Genomic DNA, 16723 nt, shown 5'->3' with positions numbered 1-16723 from the left:
GCCGCGTACGGTTCGGCCGGTCCTTCCACAGCGCTGCGCCTTCAGCGTGCTGCGCCTCCACACTGCTGCCCCGTTCCGTGTTGGTTGATTGCCGTCAGATCAGGTGCCCTCAGGCCGTTTGCCGCCGCCATGGGATCTGAGCGCCCGTGCGTCTCGCTTTGCTCCGAGAGCCTGCTCGGCAGCCTCTGCCGGGAGGCTGATCGGCTGTGGCAGCGCTGCCGCAGCCTGGCGGGAGCTCTGGAGCGCTGCATGGATCCTCACCTGCGCGCCAGGCTGAGCGCTGAACTGGCGGATCTCCAGCGACGCCGCGGCGAACTGGAGCGGCTGGCCAGGGCCTGGCATCGCCGCGGCGGGCTGGATCCCCTGCTGCTGGCCTTTCTGGCGGAGATCAGCAGCCGCTCGATCGGCCGGGGGGTGGGGGAGGCGCTGTAGCCCCCCTCCCGCCGGCTGGGGCCTCAGGCCAGGTGGGCGGGCTCGTGCTGGTCGTCGCTGAGCTCGCCGTCGATGATCAGCAGGGCGGCGGGCTGGTTCTGGGCGAAGCGCACCCGACCGAGCAGGTGGCCTGCCTCATGCTCCGCGGCAATCTGGCTGTCGACCATCGGATCCAGAAACACGGTGGTGCGCACATCACCGGCCCGTTCAGCCATGGCGTAGAGCTGCTGCAGGGAGGTGGTGACATCGGCCTCCATGAGGAACATGGTGGCGACGATCTCCTCCGGCGACGCCCAGGTCTGCCGTGGCGCCGGCACGTCCTGCAGGATCACGGTCTGACCGCGGGCGATCAGATAGTCGGCCACCTTGGCCGCATGGGTCTGCTCCGCGCTGGCCTCGCTCTTGAGGTAGTGGGCGAACCCGCGCAGCTCCCGCTCGGCGCACCACAGGGCCATGGCGAAGTAGGCGGCACTGGCCCGGCGTTCCAGGCCGAGATGGTCCTGGAGAGCCTCCAGCAGGGAGGACTCCATCGGCTGGGCCATCGCCCTGCCGGCGGGGCCGGTGGCCACGGTGGGTGTGCTGATGCTGGTGGAGAGGGTCATCGGTGCTGGTGTGGAGGGGGCTGGTGAGGACGAGGGCTGATCAGGACGGGGCCTGATTAGGACGGGGGCGTACGTGCTGCCGAAGCCTGAGCAGGGCAGCCTTGGTGCGGAATCCGGGAAAGGCTCTTGGAGGACGGCGCTACGGCCAGCAGGGTGGCGAACTCTGCGGCGTTCGCTGGAGTGTGTGCCAGGGAGCGATGGGGTGCAGAGCCTTGTAAGGGGTGTCGAACACAGCCGAACACAGCTTAGGGATACAGGATCTGCGACTCGAGTCGGCCGGGGAATCTCACCTTGGTCGTGATCTTTCAGTGGTGGTTGTCAGTCATCGATTCGGGTGCGGCGCCTTGATCGCTCCTGGTTTGCTGTATCCAGACAATCCCCGGGAGGTTTCACTGGAGCCTCGCGGAGAGGCCGGCCAGATCATGATCGGCAGGGATGACGAACAAGGATCCATGAATCCTGCTGGCCAACCGGTCTGACCCTGAGGCCAGCTGGAGGCTGGTACCCAGCGGCAAAGGGTTGGTGTTCAGCATGTCTGTCCAGTGCTGTTCAGCAATCGTGCTTGTCACCTGTGCTCGGCACCTGTGCTTGGCAGGGATGCTGGCCTTGATCATCCGAATGGCCTTGATCACCCGAATAGAATGGAATTCTGATCATAGGATCTGCAGGGATGGGGGTGATGCCGTCAGGTTGTTTGGTGTTAAACCCTGCCTGATCCAGGGAGTGAAGGTTGGCGTGTGAGTCGCCGTGCTGAAGATAGCTGCAAATGCTTCTCAACTTCGGAAATTGAGTGGAAAACGTGCTTCAGTTCAATGGCTCCAGCCGGCTCTGGCGTCCCTGGCAGGAGGCGTAAGCTGCGGAGTTTCGGGCCATCGTGTGATCACTTCCGGTTCGGATCATGCTCCTGAGCAGGGATCGCAGGACATGCCGTCAGTCAATGACCCGATGAAGGCTCCAACGAGCGCTCCGGTGCGTGCTCGGGGTTGGCTCGGTTCCCTTGGCTCCGCCGGGCTGATCCTGCTGCTGATCTCCGCCGTGGTGCTGCTGCTGTTCTGGGGCAGCAACATCCTCTACCCGCTGGACAAGACCGAATCACTCCAGCTGGACATCGCCCGCACCATGCATTCCGAGCACAGCCTGGCGGTGCCCCGCGTCAGCGGTGGGCCCTACTTCGACAAGCCACCGCTGCCCTACTGGGTGGCCTGGCCGGTGTTCCAGTTCTTTCCGGCTGATCCCTGGCTGGCGCGCCTGGGGGCTGGAGTGGCCAGCACCCTCGGGGTGGTGGCCACCGTGCTGCTGGTGCACCAGCAGGGCCGTTCCGAGGCGGATCCGCCTCGGCGATCCCTGCTCCGGGCCCTGCTGGCGGGCCTGATCCTGGCTTGCCTGCCCGGCTATGCCGCCTTCGCCCATGTGGCGGTGCACGACAGCTACATCACCACCTGCATCACGGTGGCGGCGGTCGGTCTGTACGCCCTCCTGTTCGGCCGGCCCCTCGGAGCCCCGGGGCCCCGCGGTCTGGCCGTGATCGTGGGCGTGGCCATGGGGGTGGGCTTCCTTGCCAAGGGCCTGCTGGCCTGGGCCCTGCCACTGGCCGTGGTGCTCGGCTTTGCGGCGCTCACCCGCCAGGCGGCGCCACTGCTGCGGCGCTGGCCCCAGCTGCTGCTCAGCGCCGCCCTGGCCGTGTCGGTGCCTCTGCCCTGGCTGCTGGCCGCGTTCCACCAGGCCGGACCTGCCTTTCTCGCCGGCTTCCTCGGCCACAGCAACCTGGCCCGGGTCACCAGCACCGTGGACAGCCACGCGGGGCCCTGGTTCTATTACCTGCCGGTGGTCCTTCTGCTCAGCTTTCCCTGGGGCCTGGTGGCCCTTCCCAACCGGGCACGCTGGCGGCAGCTGCTGGGCCAGGCGCGGCAGCGGGATGCCGGCAACCGCCCCGTCGATCTGCAGCTGTTTGCTTTGGTGTGGCTGGTGCTCACCGTGCTGCTGCTGAGTGTGGCCAGCACCAAGCTTCCCCACTACATCCTCTCCTGCCTGCCGCCCCTGGCGATCCTGGCGGCCTTCAATCTGGTGCCAGAGCCCTGTCCCGCGGCGGCTCGTCAGGATCCGTTCAGCCGCAGTCCGCGCTTCTACGCCATCCTGGGTGCTGGGACCGCGGTGGTGCTGGCGGCCACAGGACTGGTGCTGGCGCCACTGGTGGCCGGGCTGATCAAGCCCGATCGGGTCTTCCCCGACTACACGGCGGCGCTGGTGAGCCATCTGGAGGGCTGGCCCTTCCGGACCCTGCTGGTGCTGATGGCTTTGGCGGTGGCAGGGCTGCTGCTCTGGATCCCGCAGCGCCGAGCCGCCCTGGTCACGGCCTGGACCCTGGTGGCGGTGCTCAGCTTCAGCACCGTGGTGCCCGGCCTGGCCACGGTGTATCGGCAGCATCGCCAGGCGGCGATTCTGGACCTCGCCGATCAGGTGGCCGGACACACAGAGGCGGGAGTGCCGATCGTGATCCTGGGCAAGAGCTACCACTCGGTGGCGTTGCGCAGCGGCCATCCGATCCTGCGGCTGGATGGATGGCCCGAGGTGGTGGCGCTGCAGCGCTCCAGCCAGGGCCATGCCTTCGAACACGGACTGGTGGTGTTCGCGCCGCGGCATCGGATGCTCAGCGATGCCCAGATCCGGGAGGCCGGTCTGCGGATGGCTGCCCTGGATGAACGCCAGAACCTGCTGGCGGTGGAGCTCCGCAGTGCCGGCCCAGCCGGGGGTTAGGAGCCGATCCGCCCCACCGCTTTGCGGGCCGCGTTGAGAACGCTGCCCCGCAGGGGCACGTAGCCCAGGTCATCGGCCCTGCTCTGGGCAGGCCCCAGCAGGTGGTTCATCGCCTTGCGGATCCCGGCGGCCCTGGCGCCGTTTCCGCTCTGGTAGGCCAGGATCCAGGTGAGGGTGGAGATGGGATAGCTCTCGGCTCCGGCGGGGTTGGGATCCTCACCGGCGAGGTTGCCGTCGAGGCGGATGTTGTTCAGCGCCGCAGCTCCGGATTTCACACTGGGCAGCACATACCTGCCCGCCTTGTTCTGCAGCGCGGCGGCCTTGAGCTTGCCCCTCACGTAGGCCTGGTTCACGTAGCCGATCGAACCCGGGGTGTTGCTGAGGATGCCGGCCACTCCCTCGTTGCCCTTGCCGCCCACGCCCAAGGGCCACTTCACGCTCTTGCCCTCACCCACCTTTCTCTTCCACTCCGGGGAGAAGGCGGAGAGGGAATTGGTGAAGGCGAAGGTGGTGCCGCTGCCATCGGAGCGGTGCACCACGTTGATCTTGCCCTTGCCGCACTTGAGCTGCTCCCAGGCCTTGATCTTGCCCAGGAACACATCCACTGCCTGCTTCTGGCTCAATTTGAGCCCTTTGCAGCCCGGGTTGTTGTAGGCGATGGCGATGGTGCCGCCCACGGCGGGGAACTGCACCACGCCGCGCTTCACCTTGGCGGCTTCGGCGGGTTTGATCGGTTCATCGGTGGCGCCGAAGTCCACCGTGCCCGCCACGAATTGACGGACACCGGCGCCGGAGCCCACCGACTGGTAATTGACACGGATACCCTTGCCGGCCGCCGAGGCGAAGGCCGCCTGATAGAAGGGGGCGGGGAAACTGGCACCAGCACCGTTGAGGGTGGAGCTTGCCAGCACGGACGTTGCGGCGGTGATGCTGGCCAGGGCAGCGGAGACCGTGCCACAGATGGAGACCTTCTTCACGAAGGACATGGAAGCCACGAAACTGGTCGCGGCCATCCTCGCCATAGCGAATCCAGGCTTGATTATGGTGGGATTAATGGCAGGTAAAGCTCTGTCTTCTGCTGCCGCGACATGGTTGGGACGGATTGATGTTCGAGTAGAACTGATAGTCCAGCAGGGCTGACTGCTAAGTGGATTGGATGGCTAAGTGGTACTGATTGCTAAGCAGTGATGCTTGCAGCGCAGTGATGATTGCTATGCAGATCTGATTTCTCGGCAGGAATCATTTCTCAGAAGACCTCCATCGCCCGAAGCGATGGAGGCGATCATCGCGGCATCAGAGGAGCGTCAACACCGAGAGCGTCAGCGCCGAGAACAACAGGGTTGGCCTTGGCTTGGCAGAAAAAAGCCCCCGACTTGCGGGGGGCTGGGGCACGCCGTGTGCGGCGGTTGGGAGTGGGGTGCGGAATGCGGAACGTTTCGGGATCGGAATCTGGGCTCAGAACTTGAAGGTGGTCTGAATCACACCGCCCCAGGCATCATCACCGCCGTTGGAGGCCGCATTGGTGCCGTAGAAGAGCGCGGGCGTGATCGAGATGTTGTCGGTGACCTGGAAGCGGTAGAAGATCTCATACAGCCAGGCTTCGTCGCCATCGTCAGTGAAGGGGGGCATGCCAACGGCGAAGCCGGCGGCGTTGCCCTTGATGAAGGCGTCATCCCACTGCAGGCCAGCCATCCACGACTGGGAATCCGGGAAGCCGCCACCGCCGTCGTTGTAGCCGTAGCCGAGGCTGATCGAGGGAATCCAGCCGGTGTCGGTGGGCTGCCAGTAGGCACCCACGGCCACACTGTTGCTGTCTTCGCCAGCCAGGAGCGTGCCCGAGAAGTTGGGGTTGCGGATGCGGGAGGCTTCCGAGCCGTAGCGGTAGCCCACGGCAGCCCCCCAGTTCGCGGCCTTCACGCCCAGCTGGGCAGTGGCGTTGATGCCGCTCTCCTCGCTGAAGGCACCGATGCTGGAGTCGTCAAACCCCGAACCGGACACGTAGTTGGCCGAGAAGGTGGCATAGGGGCGGCCCTTCTCCACCTGCTGCTTCCAGCGGAAGCCGGCGCCGGCACCCGTCGTCTTGTTGTAGACGCCGGAGGCGCCGGCCAGGCCGAAGTAATCGAGGATGCTCGACTTGTAGGCGCTGGGGATGAAGGCCAGCATCTCGGTGTTGCGCACCAGGGCGCCCACCGTGACGTTGAAGGAGTCGCCGACGGGGAAGTCGTAGAAGAGGCGATCGATCTTCACGGAATCATCCGTGCTCGTGGCCTTGTCCAGGGTGAAGATCTGGGAGCTGCTGCCGAAGGGCAGGGATTCGAAGTTGCCGGCGCGCAGGCGGGTGCGCAGCAGGTCCTTGCCGGTGAAGCTGGTGTCGAAGCTGAGCCGCACGTCGTAGTTGAACGTGGTCTGATCCGGGTTGGGGCCCTCGTCCACGTTGTCGAAGTCGGGCATGCCGCCGAGGATCATGCTCACTTCGCCTTTCAGCTTGGTGGTGGTGGAGAACTGGCTGGCCTCCAGTTCACCCACCTTGGCCTCGAGGCCGTCGACGCGGCCCTTGAGGATGGCGAGCTCCTTCTCGAACTCGGCCATCAGGCGCTTGAGCTCATCGGTCACCTCGGTGACGCGATCGAGGCAGGCGTTGAGCAGGGCGGCCGCCTCGAAACGTGTCATGGCCCGCTGGCCCTTGTAGGTGCCGTCGGGATAGCCGGCGACGCAGCCGTAGCGCTCGATCAGGTTCGAGAGGGCCTGGTAGGCCCAGTCGGTGGGCTGAACGTCGGAAAACTGGGAGATGCTGGTGACCTGCTCCTGGGAGGCGTACTGGTTGACGCCGTCCATGTTGAGCTCGGTCCTGATCTCAGAAGCCGTGGCGGCCGCGGCGGCCAGCAGGCCCAGAGCCGCAGGAGCCACCAGCAGTTGCTGGAAGAGTTTCATCGGGTCCTCACACCGATCAGGTCGTTGACGCCAGACAGGCGTCGACGGGACCCTATCGATCGCGGCAGGAGCACCCGGTGACCAATTCGGCCATCGAAGGTGATCTCAGCTACCAGCGGAGGTGCTGTGATGGTCGTGGCCAGGCGGTGAGATCCAGCAGGCCCACCGCGCCAAGAAAAAAGCCCCCCGGATCCCGGGGGGCGGACGCTCGAGGGCGCCTGGGTCGCCGTGAGCTGGGCTGGCCGCTCCGGATTCAGAACTTGAACGTGGTCTGAATCACGCCGCCCCAGGCATCGTCGCCGTCATTGGAGGCTGCATTGGTGCCATAGAAGAGGGCCGGCGTGATCGAAATGTTGTCGGTGACCTGGAACTTGTAGAAGATCTCGTACAGCCAGGCCTCATCGCCTTCATCACCATCCACGAAGGGAGGCATGCCGAAGGCGAAGCCGGCGGCGTTGCCCTTGGCGAAGGCGTCATCCCACTGGAAGCCCACCATCCACGACTGGGAATCGGGGAACCCACCACTGCCGTCGTTGTAGCCGTAGCCGAGGCTGATCGAGGGGATCCAGCCGGTATCGGTGGGTTGCCAGTAGGCGCCCACGGCCACGCTGTTGGTGCTTTCGCCGCTGAGCACGGTGCCGGAGAAGTTGGGCACACGGATGCGGGAAGCCTCGGAACCGTAGCGGTAGGCCACGGCGGCACCCCAGTTGGGGGCCTTCACGCCCAGCTGGGCCAGGGCGTTGATGCCGCCTTCCTCATTGAAGGCGCCCACGCTGGAATCCGCGAAGCCGTCGCTCGACACGTAGTTGGCCGAGAAGGTGGCATAGGGGCGACCCTTCTCCACCTGCTGCTTCCAGCGGAAGCCGGCGCCGGCGCCGGTGGCCTTGTTGTAGGTGCCGGAAGCCCCAGACAGCTGGAAGTAGTCGAGAATGCTGGACTTGTAGGCGCTGGGGATGAAGGCCACCATCTCGGTGTTGCGCACCAGGGCGCCCACGGTGACGTTGAAGGAGTCGCCGACGGGGAAGTCGTAGTAGAGGCGATCGATGATCACCGAGTCATCGGTGGCTTCGGCCTTGTCCAGCTTGAAGATCTGGGAGCTGCTGCCGAAGGGCAGGGATTCGAAGTTGCCGGCGCGCAGGCGGGTGCGCAGCAGGTCCTTGCCGGTGAAGCTGGTGTCGAAGCTGAGCCGCACGTCGTAGTTGAACGTGGTCTGATCCGGGTTGGGGCCCTCGTCCACGTTGTCGAAGTCGGGCATGCCGCCGAGGATCATGCTCACTTCGCCTTTCAGCTTGGTGGTGGTGGAGAACTGGCTGGCCTCCAGTTCACCCACCTTGGCCTCGAGGCCGTCGACGCGGCCCTTGAGGATGGCGAGCTCCTTCTCGAACTCGGCCATCAGGCGCTTGAGCTCATCGGTCACCTCGGTGACGCGATCGAGGCAGGCGTTGAGCAGGGCGGCCGCCTCGAAACGTGTCATGGCCCGCTGGCCCTTGTAGGTGCCGTCGGGATAGCCGGCGACGCAGCCGTAGCGCTCGATCAGGTTCGAGAGGGCCTGGTAGGCCCAGTCGGTGGGCTGAACGTCGGAAAACTGGGAGATGCTGGTGACCTGCTCCTGGGAGGCGTACTGGTTGACGCCGTCCATGTTGAGCTCGGTCCTGATCTCAGAAGCCGTGGCGGCCGCGGCGGCCAGCAGGCCCAGAGCCGCAGGAGCCACCAGCAGTTGCTGGAAGAGTTTCATCGGGTCCTCACACCGATAAGGAACAGACGCCAGACAGGCGCCCACGGGACCCTATCGATCGACACCGCGCAGTCCCCGTGTTCCCGACGGCCCGCGCATGTGGTCTGGGCTACACAGTTGCGCGCTGAGGCGAACTGTTGGCCTGATCCTGGAGCAGGCCCAGCAACAACTGACGCCGTTCTCCGGGGTCGAGCAGGTGTGGCGCCAGTGCGCGCCAGCCGCTCCAGCTGCTGCCCTGCTGCTCCACCAGCAGTGCATGCAGCTCCGGCATCTGGGTTGCCAGGGTCTGCGGTAGTTGCTGCTCGATCGCGTCCCGGAGCACGGCCAGGTCATGGAGGTCGCCGAGCAGCTCCTGGGCCCGCTTGAGCCGCTCCACCCAGCTGAGGGCCGTGTCGCCGGATGCCGGCTGCAGATTTTCGAGTCTGTAGCGGGCACCCTTGATGCCCTTGCGCAGCTCGTGCAGAAGCTCCTGCTCCTCCGCACCGGTGCCATCGGTGAGCCACCAGGCTGGGTGCAGCAGCAGGGTGCCGAGCCAGGGCCACTGCCATTCGGGCAGCCAGTCGCTGAGCGGCTGCTCGCCCAGGGGAGTGAAGCTGGGGTCCCGCAGCCAGCCCTGCAGGGCCTGCAGCAGCTTGAGGTAGCGACCGCTGTGGAGCTCGCTGCGGAGCTCGTGCTGGGCATCGCGGCGCTCCCGCTTCAGCCGTTTGAACACCGGCTTGAGCTGCCGCGTCTCCGCGTCGCTCAGACGGGGCAGCAGCCTGGTGTCCAGGCGCTCCCGGAGCACGTCGAGGTCCCGTGCCAGACCGAGGCGCCGGCCGGAGCGGGCCAGCCGCTGGGCCGAAACCCCCGCCGGCAGGTCCAGGGCCGGCGCGAACTGGATCAGGCAGGTGCGCAGGCGCCGCATGGCCACGCGCATCTGGTGCAGGGGCTCCGGATCCCTGTCCTCCAGCACCTGGGGATGGAGCTTCACCAGGCGCTTGCTGTGGGCGGCCAGCAGCGTGTGCACGTGCTGGCCGGTGGTGTCTGCGGTGCTGGCCATCGCTGCTGCCTCCGTCCTCAGGCCTCCCTGCCCACTCTGCTGGCGGCGGCAGCCCCAGGGCATTAAGAACGGGTTGTGACGGGTTCCATCACCTCCACCAGGTGCCGGCAGATGCGCTGCAGATGCTGACTCACCCGGCGCAGCCAGCGCATCGCCTCCAGCAGGGCCGTGCCCTCCTCCACGGCCAGCGAACCTGCGGCCACCTGCTCCATCACGGCCTGCCGGAACGGATCCACCCGGTGGTGCAGATCCCGGGCACAGGCCTCCGCCAGCGGCAGGGCCTCAGGCCACGCTCCCCGCTGCAGCAGGGGAATGAGTCCGTCCAGGCACTGGAGCAGCCGGTCCCGCTCGGGGCGCAGCGCCGATGCGGTGGCCACCGCCTGACGACGCTGCCGCTCCTCGGTGCAGCGCTCGTGCAGGCGCTGCAGGTGGTCGAGCCCATGGAGGAGATGCAGCAGCCGGCTGCGGGCCGGGTCGTGGGCGCTCGGCAGGTCGATCTGGTCGACGAACAGCTCGATGTGGTCCAGATCGACCGGCCTCAGGCCCGTGCCCTGGGCCAGATCCGCCGGGGCGGTGGCGGGATGGTCCAGCGCTTCATCCAGGCTGCTGAGCAGGGCCACCAGGGTCTGGCGCAGGGCCGTGGAGGCCTGGTCGACCGCCACCATCGCCTCTTTGGGCGGGGTGTCGGCCAGCTCCTCCACGGGGCGGTCGGGGCTGGGGGGCACCACCCGGCGGATCAGGCCGGCGAACGGTGTGGCGAAGGGCAGGATCAGCAGCACGCCGGTCACGTTGAAGCCGGTGTGGAAGGCCGTGAGGGCGAACTCGGGCTCGGGGGACAACCCCGTCTCCGCTCCGAGCCGAAGCGCCCAGAGATACACAGGCAGGAGCGTGAAGGCCAGCACGGCCGTGAACAGGTTGAAGGTCACGTGCGCCACGGCGGTGCGCCGTGCCCCCAGGCCCGCCCCCATCGCGGCGATCAGGGCGGTGACGGTGGTGAGCAGCCCCAGCAGCAGCAGCTTCAGCCGGCCGGAGGGCAGCGCGGCGTCGAAACGGGCCGGATCCAGCAGCAACCCATGGCCGGCCATGGCCTGCTGCAGCCCGCCGATGCCGATGAACAGCAGCGCGAATCCCGCCAGCGCCAGGCCGGCCTGGGCCTGACGGCCGCGACCGAGCAGCCGCAGGCAGGCGCCCACCAGCACCAGCGGCAGCATGATCCGCTCCAGATCGAGCCTGATGCCCAGCAGGGCCACCAGCCAGCCCAGACCGGTGCTGCCCACGTTGGCCCCGAGGATGATCCCCAGGGCGGCCTGGAAGCTGAGCAGCCCCGCACTCACGAATCCCACGGACATCACCGTGGTGGCGCTGGACGACTGCACGATCGCGGTGGTCAGGGCGCCGCTGATGGCGCCGCTCCAGGCCGAGCGGGTGAAGCGCAGCAGGCCCTGGCGCAGCCGCTGCCCGGCCAGGCTGCGCAGCCCCTCGGTCATCAGGGCCATCCCCAGCAGGAACAGCCCGAGGCCGCCGGCGGCGTGAAGAAGCGTGGTGCCTGGGGGCATGGCGCAGGGAACGGAGGCCGCTCAGCCGGCGGAAACGGCCGGCGGGATCCAGGCGGCGGCGGTCCTGGACGCTAGGACTTGCGGGCGGTTCAACAATGGTGCAGCCGCTCGGCGGCAACCGCCCCTGATGCCCGCCCCGATGCCCCCAGCGCTGGTCCTGGTGGTGAATGCCGGCAGCTCCAGCCTCAAGGCCTCGCTCGTGGATGCCGATGGGCAGCGTCCCTGGCAGCAGCAGCGATCCCTCAACCCCGGTGAAACCGGCGGCGTGGAGGCCTTGCTGGAGGGATGGCTGCTGCCGGCGATCACCCCCTGGCTGCCGGGCCTGGAGCGGATCGCGCACCGGGTCGTGCATGGCGGCGAGCGGTTCACGGCTCCGACAGCGATCACCCCCGCCATGGTCGAGGCCCTGGAGGGGCTGGTGCCCCTGGCTCCCCTGCACAACGCCGCGGCGCTGCGGGCCATCCGCTGGTTCAGCGCCTGGGGCCAGGCCGAGGCCCCCACTCTCGCCCAGTGGGCCTGCTTCGACACCGGCTTTCATGCCTCCCTGCCGGAGGAGGCCCGCACCTACGCCATCCCGGCCGACTGGCGGGCGGCGGGGCTGCGCCGCTTCGGCTTCCATGGCCTCAGCCACCAGCACGTGGCCGAGCAGGTGGCGGCGCGCCATCCCCAGGCCCGCCGGCTGATCAGCTGCCACCTGGGCGCGGGCTGTTCCCTCTGCGCCGTGAGCCTCGATCCGGCGACGGGCCCCCGCAGCATGGCCACCACCATGGGGTTCACCCCGCTGGAGGGGCTCGTGATGGCCAGCCGCAGCGGCAGCGTGGATCCCGGTCTGCTGCTGCATCAGCTGCGGCAGGGGCTCAGCGCAGCCGCGATCGATGAGGCCCTGCAGCGCCACAGCGGCCTGCTGGGCCTCTCCGGGCTCAGCGGCGACATGCGCACGCTGCGGGAGGAGGCGGGGCGGGGACACCGCGGTGCCCAGCTGGCGCTGGCCGTGTTCCGGCAGCGGCTGCTGGAGGGGATCGGGGCCATGGCCGCCTGCCTGCGGGGGGTGGACGTGATCGCCCTCACCGGGGGCATCGGCGAACACGACCAGGCCCTGAAGGCCGAGCTCAGCGACGCCCTGGCATGGCTGGAGCCCACCACCCTGCTCACGGTGCCGGCCGATGAGGAGGGGCTGATGGCCCGCCTCTGCCGCGAGGCTGCCTAGCGCTTTGCTTTCGAGCGTCGCTCTAGCGCTTCACGCCGGGGATGAAGCGGCGTTCGTGCTGCGCCCCGGTGAGCATCCGGTTCCAGTAGAGCGAGGGCAGGATCTTGCGCTTCACGAACCACATGATCCAGCGCTCCTTGGTGGGGTCGAGCGGGAAGGAGGGCACCGGCTCCTGCTCGTAGTTGAACTCGGCCATGATCACCTTGCCGTAGCCGGTGATCAGCGGGCAGCAGCTGTAGCCGTCGTAGGCGGCCTCCAGGGGCTTGCCGTCGAGGTGGGCCAGCAGGTTGGCCACCACCACGGGAGCCTGGCCCCGCACGGCGGCGGCGGTCTTGGAGTTGGGGATGCCGCTCACGTCGCCCATCGAGAACACGTTGGGGTAGCGCAGGTGCTGCAGGGTGAACTTGTCCACCTCCACGAAGCCGCTGGAGGCCGCAAGTGGGCTGGAGGCCACCACGTCGGGGGCCGCCATCGGCGGGGTCACGTGCAGCAGGCCGTAGGGGATCACCTCCTCGTGGCTGTTCTCGCCGTCCTTCACCGTGAACACCGCCTCGCGGCTCTCCGGCCGCACCTCGGTGAGCACGTGGTTGTAGCGGGCGTCGATGCCGTGACGCTTCACCACCTCCCGCAGCGGGGCGGCGTAGGTGGGCACCCCGAAGATGCCGGGGGTGGCGGTGGCGTAGATCACGCGGGCCTGCAGCCCCTTTGTCTTGAACACGTCGTCCGCCATGTAGGCGATCTTCTGCGGTGCCCCGGGGCACTTGATCGGCATCGGTGCGCAGGTGAACACGGCGTTGCCGGCGCCGTTGCTGCCGCCCTTGAAGGCCTGGATCGCTTCCCAGGTGTACGGGGCGAACTCCCTGGAATAGTTGCTGCACACTCCGCCCTGGCCCAGGGCTTCGGGCAGACCCTTGATCCGGTCCCAGCACAGCTTCAGACCGGCGGCCACGATCAGCACGTCGTAGCTGAGCTCCTGGCCGCCGCTGGTGCGCACCACCTGGCGCTCAGGATCGAAGCCGGCCGCTCCCTCCTGAATCCAGGTGACGCCGGCGGGCATCACATCGCCCTCGGCCCGGCGGGTTTCCGCCATGCTGAACACGCCGCCGCCCACCAGGGTCCAGCCCGGCTGGTAGTAGTGCTCACTGGCCGGCTCGAGAATCGCCACCTGCAACGCGTTGCGCGCCCGCTTGAGCTGGGCGGCCACGGTGATGCCGGCAGCGCCGCCGCCGACGATCAGGATCTGGTGGTGAGGCATGAACAGCACGGCGCGCTGGGCCGCTCAGGGAAAGTCCTCTTCCATTGAGTCACGCAGGCCGTGCGTCCAGCCAGCCCCAGGGCCACTGGACGGGGAAACTGATGGGAAACTTTCCGCAGGCGTGTCGGTTTCGCCATCCCGTGGGTTGGTCCCAGGCCCTGCGGCTCAGGCGGCCAACTCGTCGACGTCGCGCTTGAGCAGGGCGTAGAGGTAGTCGGGGGACTTGTAGCGGGTGGGCAGACTTTTCTGGAGCAGGGTGAGGCGGTCCCAGCAGATCGTGCGTTGAATGGCCTCCAGCGATTTGCCGTTCTTGATCAGCATCCTCAGGGCCTTGCAGTAGGTGGGATAGCCCGCTTCCAGTTCTCCGATCGTGAGTTTGGCCTCACTGCCCATGGGATCCCCATCGCAGCCACAACCCTAGGAAGCTTCCGGGGCAGCCCACCGGGCCGGGGCCGGACCCACAGATTTCTTTGGAATCCGGCGTTGAAATCCCGCGGCGGCGTGCTGGCAGGGTGGAAGAGGAGGTCTGGCCGATCCCACCTCCACGCGGTGATCCCCGCTTCGGTTCCCACTTCGATGCTTCCCTCGTCGCCCACTCGGTCGCCCACCTCGTCGATGCCCGCCACGATCCGCCTGCGTCAACCCGACGACTGGCATGTGCATCTGCGCGACGGCGCCATGCTCGAGGCGGTGGTGGGAGCCACGGCCCGGCAGTTCGGCCGGGCGATCGTGATGCCCAACCTCCAGCCACCGATCACCACCGTGGCGGCGGCGCAGGCCTACGGCGAGCGGATCCGCCGGGCGTTGCCCGCGGGCAGCGGCTTCCAACCCCTGCTCACCGCCTACCTCACGGAAACCATCGACCCCCGGGAGGTGGAAGCCGGCTTCCGGCAGGGGGTGTGGGTGGCCTGCAAGCTCTACCCCGCCCGCGCCACCACCAATGCCGAGGCCGGGGTGGGTGATCTGATGGCGATCACGCCGGTGCTGGAGACGATGGAGCGGATCGGCATGCCCCTGCTGATCCACGGGGAGGTCACCGATCCGGAGATCGACATCTTCGATCGCGAGGCGGTGTTCATCGAGCGGCACCTGGCGCCGCTGCTCCAGCGCCATCCCGGCCTGAAGGTGGTGCTGGAGCACATCACCACCAGCGACGCGGTGGACTTCGTGCGCAGCGGCCCCCCCCAGCTGGCCGCCACGATCACGCCCCACCACCTCCACATCAACCGCAACGCCATGTTCCGGGGGGGCCTGCGGCCCGATTTCTACTGCCTGCCGGTGGCGAAGCGGGAGCTGCACCGCCTGGCCCTGCGGGCCGCGGCCACCTCCGGAGACCCCTGCTTCTTCCTCGGCACCGATTCGGCGCCCCACGCCCGCTCCGCCAAGGAGTCGGCCTGCGGTTGCGCCGGCATCTTCAACGCCCCCTACGCGATCGAGAGCTACGCCGCGGTGTTCGAGCAGGAGGGGGCGCTGGAGCGGCTGGAGGCCTTCGCCAGTGAGCACGGCCCCCGCTTCTACGGGCTGCCCCTCAACCCCGGCCAGATCATCCTGGAGCGCCGGCCCCATGCCGTGGACGAGCGGCTGGCGTTGACGGATGCGGCCGGCGCGCCGGTGGAGCTGGTGCCGTTCCATGCCGGGGAAACGCTGACCTGGCAGCTGGTCTGAGCGGGCCGGCCTTCTGGGTCTCCCGCGTCAGGGCCCCGCTGCACCGGCGCTCAGGCCCAGGCCCCGGCACACCCGGGGCAGGGTGAAGCCCTGCAGCAGCAGGTTGAGCACCACCACCACGAAAACGATGCCCTGGGCGTTGTGGGCGAGGGGCTCGGCCAGGGCCGGATCCAGGCCCCGCAGCTGGGGAATCGCGCTCACCACGTGATACGAGAGGGCCAGGGGCACGGCCCCCCGCAGACCGCACCAGGCGATCAAGGTGGATTCCCGCCGGCTGAAGGGGGAGAAGGGCTGGAACAGAAGCACCCCCAGAGGCCGGGCCACCAGCATCAGTGCTCCGGCGGCGGCGATGCCCATCGGCACGGCGCCCAGCAGGTCCGCCGGCGACACCAGGAGCCCGAAGATCAGGAACACGGTGATCTCGGTCATGGTGTTGAAGGGCAGCAGCACCTCCTGGATGGTTTCGTGATTCACATCCGCCAGCCGGTAGTTCATGTTGGTCATGAACACCCCGGTCACGTACACCGCCACGAAGCCTGACCCCCCCAGCAGATCGGTGACGCCGTAATCGATGAAGGCGATCGACATGGCGACCACCAGCAGCTGGGCCCGCTCGTGCACCAGGTAATCGATCACGAACTTGGCCACATAGCCGAACAGCACGCCCACGATCAGCCCCGAGCCGATCTGCTGCACGAAGCCCTTGAGGCCCTCCAGCAGCGCCATGGCCATGTAGGGATCGGCCGCGCCGCTGCCGGCGGATGCGCCGGGGGAGGCCGCACTGGTGAACAGCTCGATCAGCAGGCCGTACACCAGCAGGGCGGCCGGATCGTTCACCGCCGACTCGAACTCCAGCAGGTGCTGCAGCCGCAGGGGAACCCCGGGCCGCACCTGGGCCAGCACGCTGAGGGTGGCGCCGGCATCGGTGGAGCCCAGGCAGGCGGCCACCAGGAAGGCCGCGCCGAGCGGGATGCCGTTGCCGAAGCCCAGGGCAATGGCGCCGCCGGTGGCGGAGGAGAGCCACCAGATCAACCCCCCGAGGGCCAGGGAGGTGATCATCACGCCGCCGAGGGCCAGCAGCAGGCCGTACTCCAGAAAGCCCCGGATCGCCTTCAGATCGGTCTTCAATCCGGCATAGAAGAGCAGCAGGGCCAGGGCGAAGATCTGCAGGTTCTCCGCCTCCACATGGGTGATGTCGAGGTAGTTCACGTTCACCAGCAGGCCGAGCAGCAGCACGCCCAGCACCCCCGGGATGCCGAGGCGGATCGAGAAGCGGCTCACGGCCAGCGTGCCGAGGAACAGCACGCCGATGAACAGCAGACGCGCCTGAATCGGCACATCGCTGAGGTTGGCGGACACGACGCTGGCAAGGCTCCAGGGCATGAGCTGGATCGGCACCGGCATCGGAGGGAGCTCTGTTGCGGCGACCGTAGGCACCGGCACCTCTCACCGCCAGCACTGCGGCGATCGGAATCCCCGCGGGCGTGCCCAGGGCGTTCAATAAGAGCTATGTCGGCGGATGTCGCCAGGTCTGGTCCGTGACTTAG

General features: G+C 67.8%; 14 protein-coding genes. 5 read left to right on the top strand and 9 right to left on the bottom strand.

All coding sequences use genetic code 11. The annotated features are described in order from the left end of the window. The first annotated feature begins 129 nt into the window (after positions 1 to 129). Positions 130 to 432, top strand: a complete 303-nt coding sequence (locus CPCC7001_RS04665; protein WP_006909601.1) for a hypothetical protein — start codon at positions 130 to 132, stop codon at positions 430 to 432. A gap of 23 nt (positions 433 to 455) precedes the next feature. On the opposite strand, the gene CPCC7001_RS04660 is transcribed toward CPCC7001_RS04665, so the two are convergent. Continuing rightward, a complete protein-coding gene (locus CPCC7001_RS04660; protein ID WP_006910796.1) occupies positions 456 to 1034 on the bottom strand; it encodes a ferritin in 579 nt (192 codons plus the stop codon). A 924-nt stretch (positions 1035 to 1958) separates the two neighbouring features. Between CPCC7001_RS04660 and CPCC7001_RS04650 the strand changes: the two genes are divergently transcribed. Then, the gene (locus tag CPCC7001_RS04650) at positions 1959 to 3788 is read left to right on the top strand and encodes a glycosyltransferase family 39 protein (protein ID WP_156796678.1); all 1830 of its coding nucleotides are present in this window, start codon (positions 1959 to 1961) and stop codon (positions 3786 to 3788) included. On the opposite strand, the gene pstS is transcribed toward CPCC7001_RS04650, so the two are convergent. Next, complete coding sequence (gene pstS / locus CPCC7001_RS04645) at positions 3785 to 4774, bottom strand: phosphate ABC transporter substrate-binding protein PstS (protein WP_043369553.1); 990 nt, start codon at positions 4772 to 4774, stop codon at positions 3785 to 3787. The genes CPCC7001_RS04650 and pstS overlap by 4 nt on opposite strands. Between pstS and CPCC7001_RS15485 the strand changes: the two genes are divergently transcribed. Continuing rightward, on the top strand, positions 4683 to 4928 hold the full coding sequence (locus CPCC7001_RS15485) for a hypothetical protein (RefSeq protein ID WP_198006528.1): 246 nt from the start codon (positions 4683 to 4685) through the stop codon (positions 4926 to 4928). The genes pstS and CPCC7001_RS15485 overlap by 92 nt on opposite strands. Positions 4929 to 5243: 315 nt before the next feature. Here the strand turns inward: CPCC7001_RS15485 and CPCC7001_RS04640 are convergent, their stop codons facing one another. The 4 genes from CPCC7001_RS04640 to CPCC7001_RS04625 all read right to left on the bottom strand — a co-directional run bounded on the left by CPCC7001_RS04640 (position 5244) and on the right by CPCC7001_RS04625 (position 11049). Continuing rightward, a complete protein-coding gene (locus CPCC7001_RS04640; RefSeq protein WP_006911340.1) occupies positions 5244 to 6719 on the bottom strand; it encodes an iron uptake porin in 1476 nt (491 codons plus the stop codon). 253 nt (positions 6720 to 6972) lie between these two features. Beyond that, complete coding sequence (locus CPCC7001_RS04635) at positions 6973 to 8454, bottom strand: iron uptake porin (protein ID WP_006910858.1); 1482 nt, start codon at positions 8452 to 8454, stop codon at positions 6973 to 6975. Between the two features lie 109 nt (positions 8455 to 8563). After that, positions 8564 to 9493: a CHAD domain-containing protein gene (locus CPCC7001_RS04630; RefSeq protein WP_043368608.1), complete on the bottom strand. Its 930-nt coding sequence runs from the start codon at positions 9491 to 9493 to the stop codon at positions 8564 to 8566. 62 nt (positions 9494 to 9555) lie between these two features. After that, positions 9556 to 11049 carry a Na/Pi cotransporter family protein gene (locus tag CPCC7001_RS04625; protein ID WP_006909198.1) on the bottom strand — a complete coding sequence of 498 codons (1494 nt, stop codon included), beginning with the start codon at positions 11047 to 11049 and terminating at the stop codon, positions 9556 to 9558. A gap of 139 nt (positions 11050 to 11188) precedes the next feature. Here CPCC7001_RS04625 and CPCC7001_RS04620 point away from each other — a divergent pair, with 139 nt between their 5' ends. Then, positions 11189 to 12256: an acetate/propionate family kinase gene (locus CPCC7001_RS04620; protein WP_006909274.1), complete on the top strand. Its 1068-nt coding sequence runs from the start codon at positions 11189 to 11191 to the stop codon at positions 12254 to 12256. A 22-nt stretch (positions 12257 to 12278) separates the two neighbouring features. On the opposite strand, the gene CPCC7001_RS04615 is transcribed toward CPCC7001_RS04620, so the two are convergent. Together CPCC7001_RS04615 and CPCC7001_RS04610 are read right to left on the bottom strand one after the other, a co-directional pair. Further along, positions 12279 to 13511, bottom strand: coding sequence for an FAD/NAD(P)-binding oxidoreductase (locus CPCC7001_RS04615; protein WP_050757188.1), 1233 nt, complete (start codon positions 13509 to 13511; stop codon positions 12279 to 12281). A gap of 165 nt (positions 13512 to 13676) precedes the next feature. Further along, a complete protein-coding gene (locus tag CPCC7001_RS04610) occupies positions 13677 to 13904 on the bottom strand; it encodes a DUF3136 domain-containing protein (RefSeq protein WP_006911641.1) in 228 nt (75 codons plus the stop codon). Positions 13905 to 14126: 222 nt separating this feature from the next. On the opposite strand from CPCC7001_RS04610, the gene pyrC reads away from it, so the two are divergent. Beyond that, positions 14127 to 15176, top strand: coding sequence for a dihydroorotase (gene pyrC, locus CPCC7001_RS04605; protein WP_006911064.1), 1050 nt, complete (start codon positions 14127 to 14129; stop codon positions 15174 to 15176). A 27-nt stretch (positions 15177 to 15203) separates the two neighbouring features. Here pyrC and CPCC7001_RS04600 read toward each other — a convergent pair whose 3' ends face one another. Continuing rightward, entirely contained in the window at positions 15204 to 16580 is a 1377-nt protein-coding gene (locus tag CPCC7001_RS04600; RefSeq protein ID WP_006909708.1) for a cation:proton antiporter, read from the bottom strand. Positions 16581 to 16723 lie beyond the last annotated feature (143 nt).

Source organism: Cyanobium sp. PCC 7001, from assembly GCF_000155635.1.
GTDB lineage: Bacteria > Cyanobacteriota > Cyanobacteriia > PCC-6307 > Cyanobiaceae > NIES-981.
The sequence above is the reverse complement of the archived record's forward strand: the minus strand, read 5'-3'. Positions and strand labels throughout refer to the sequence as shown.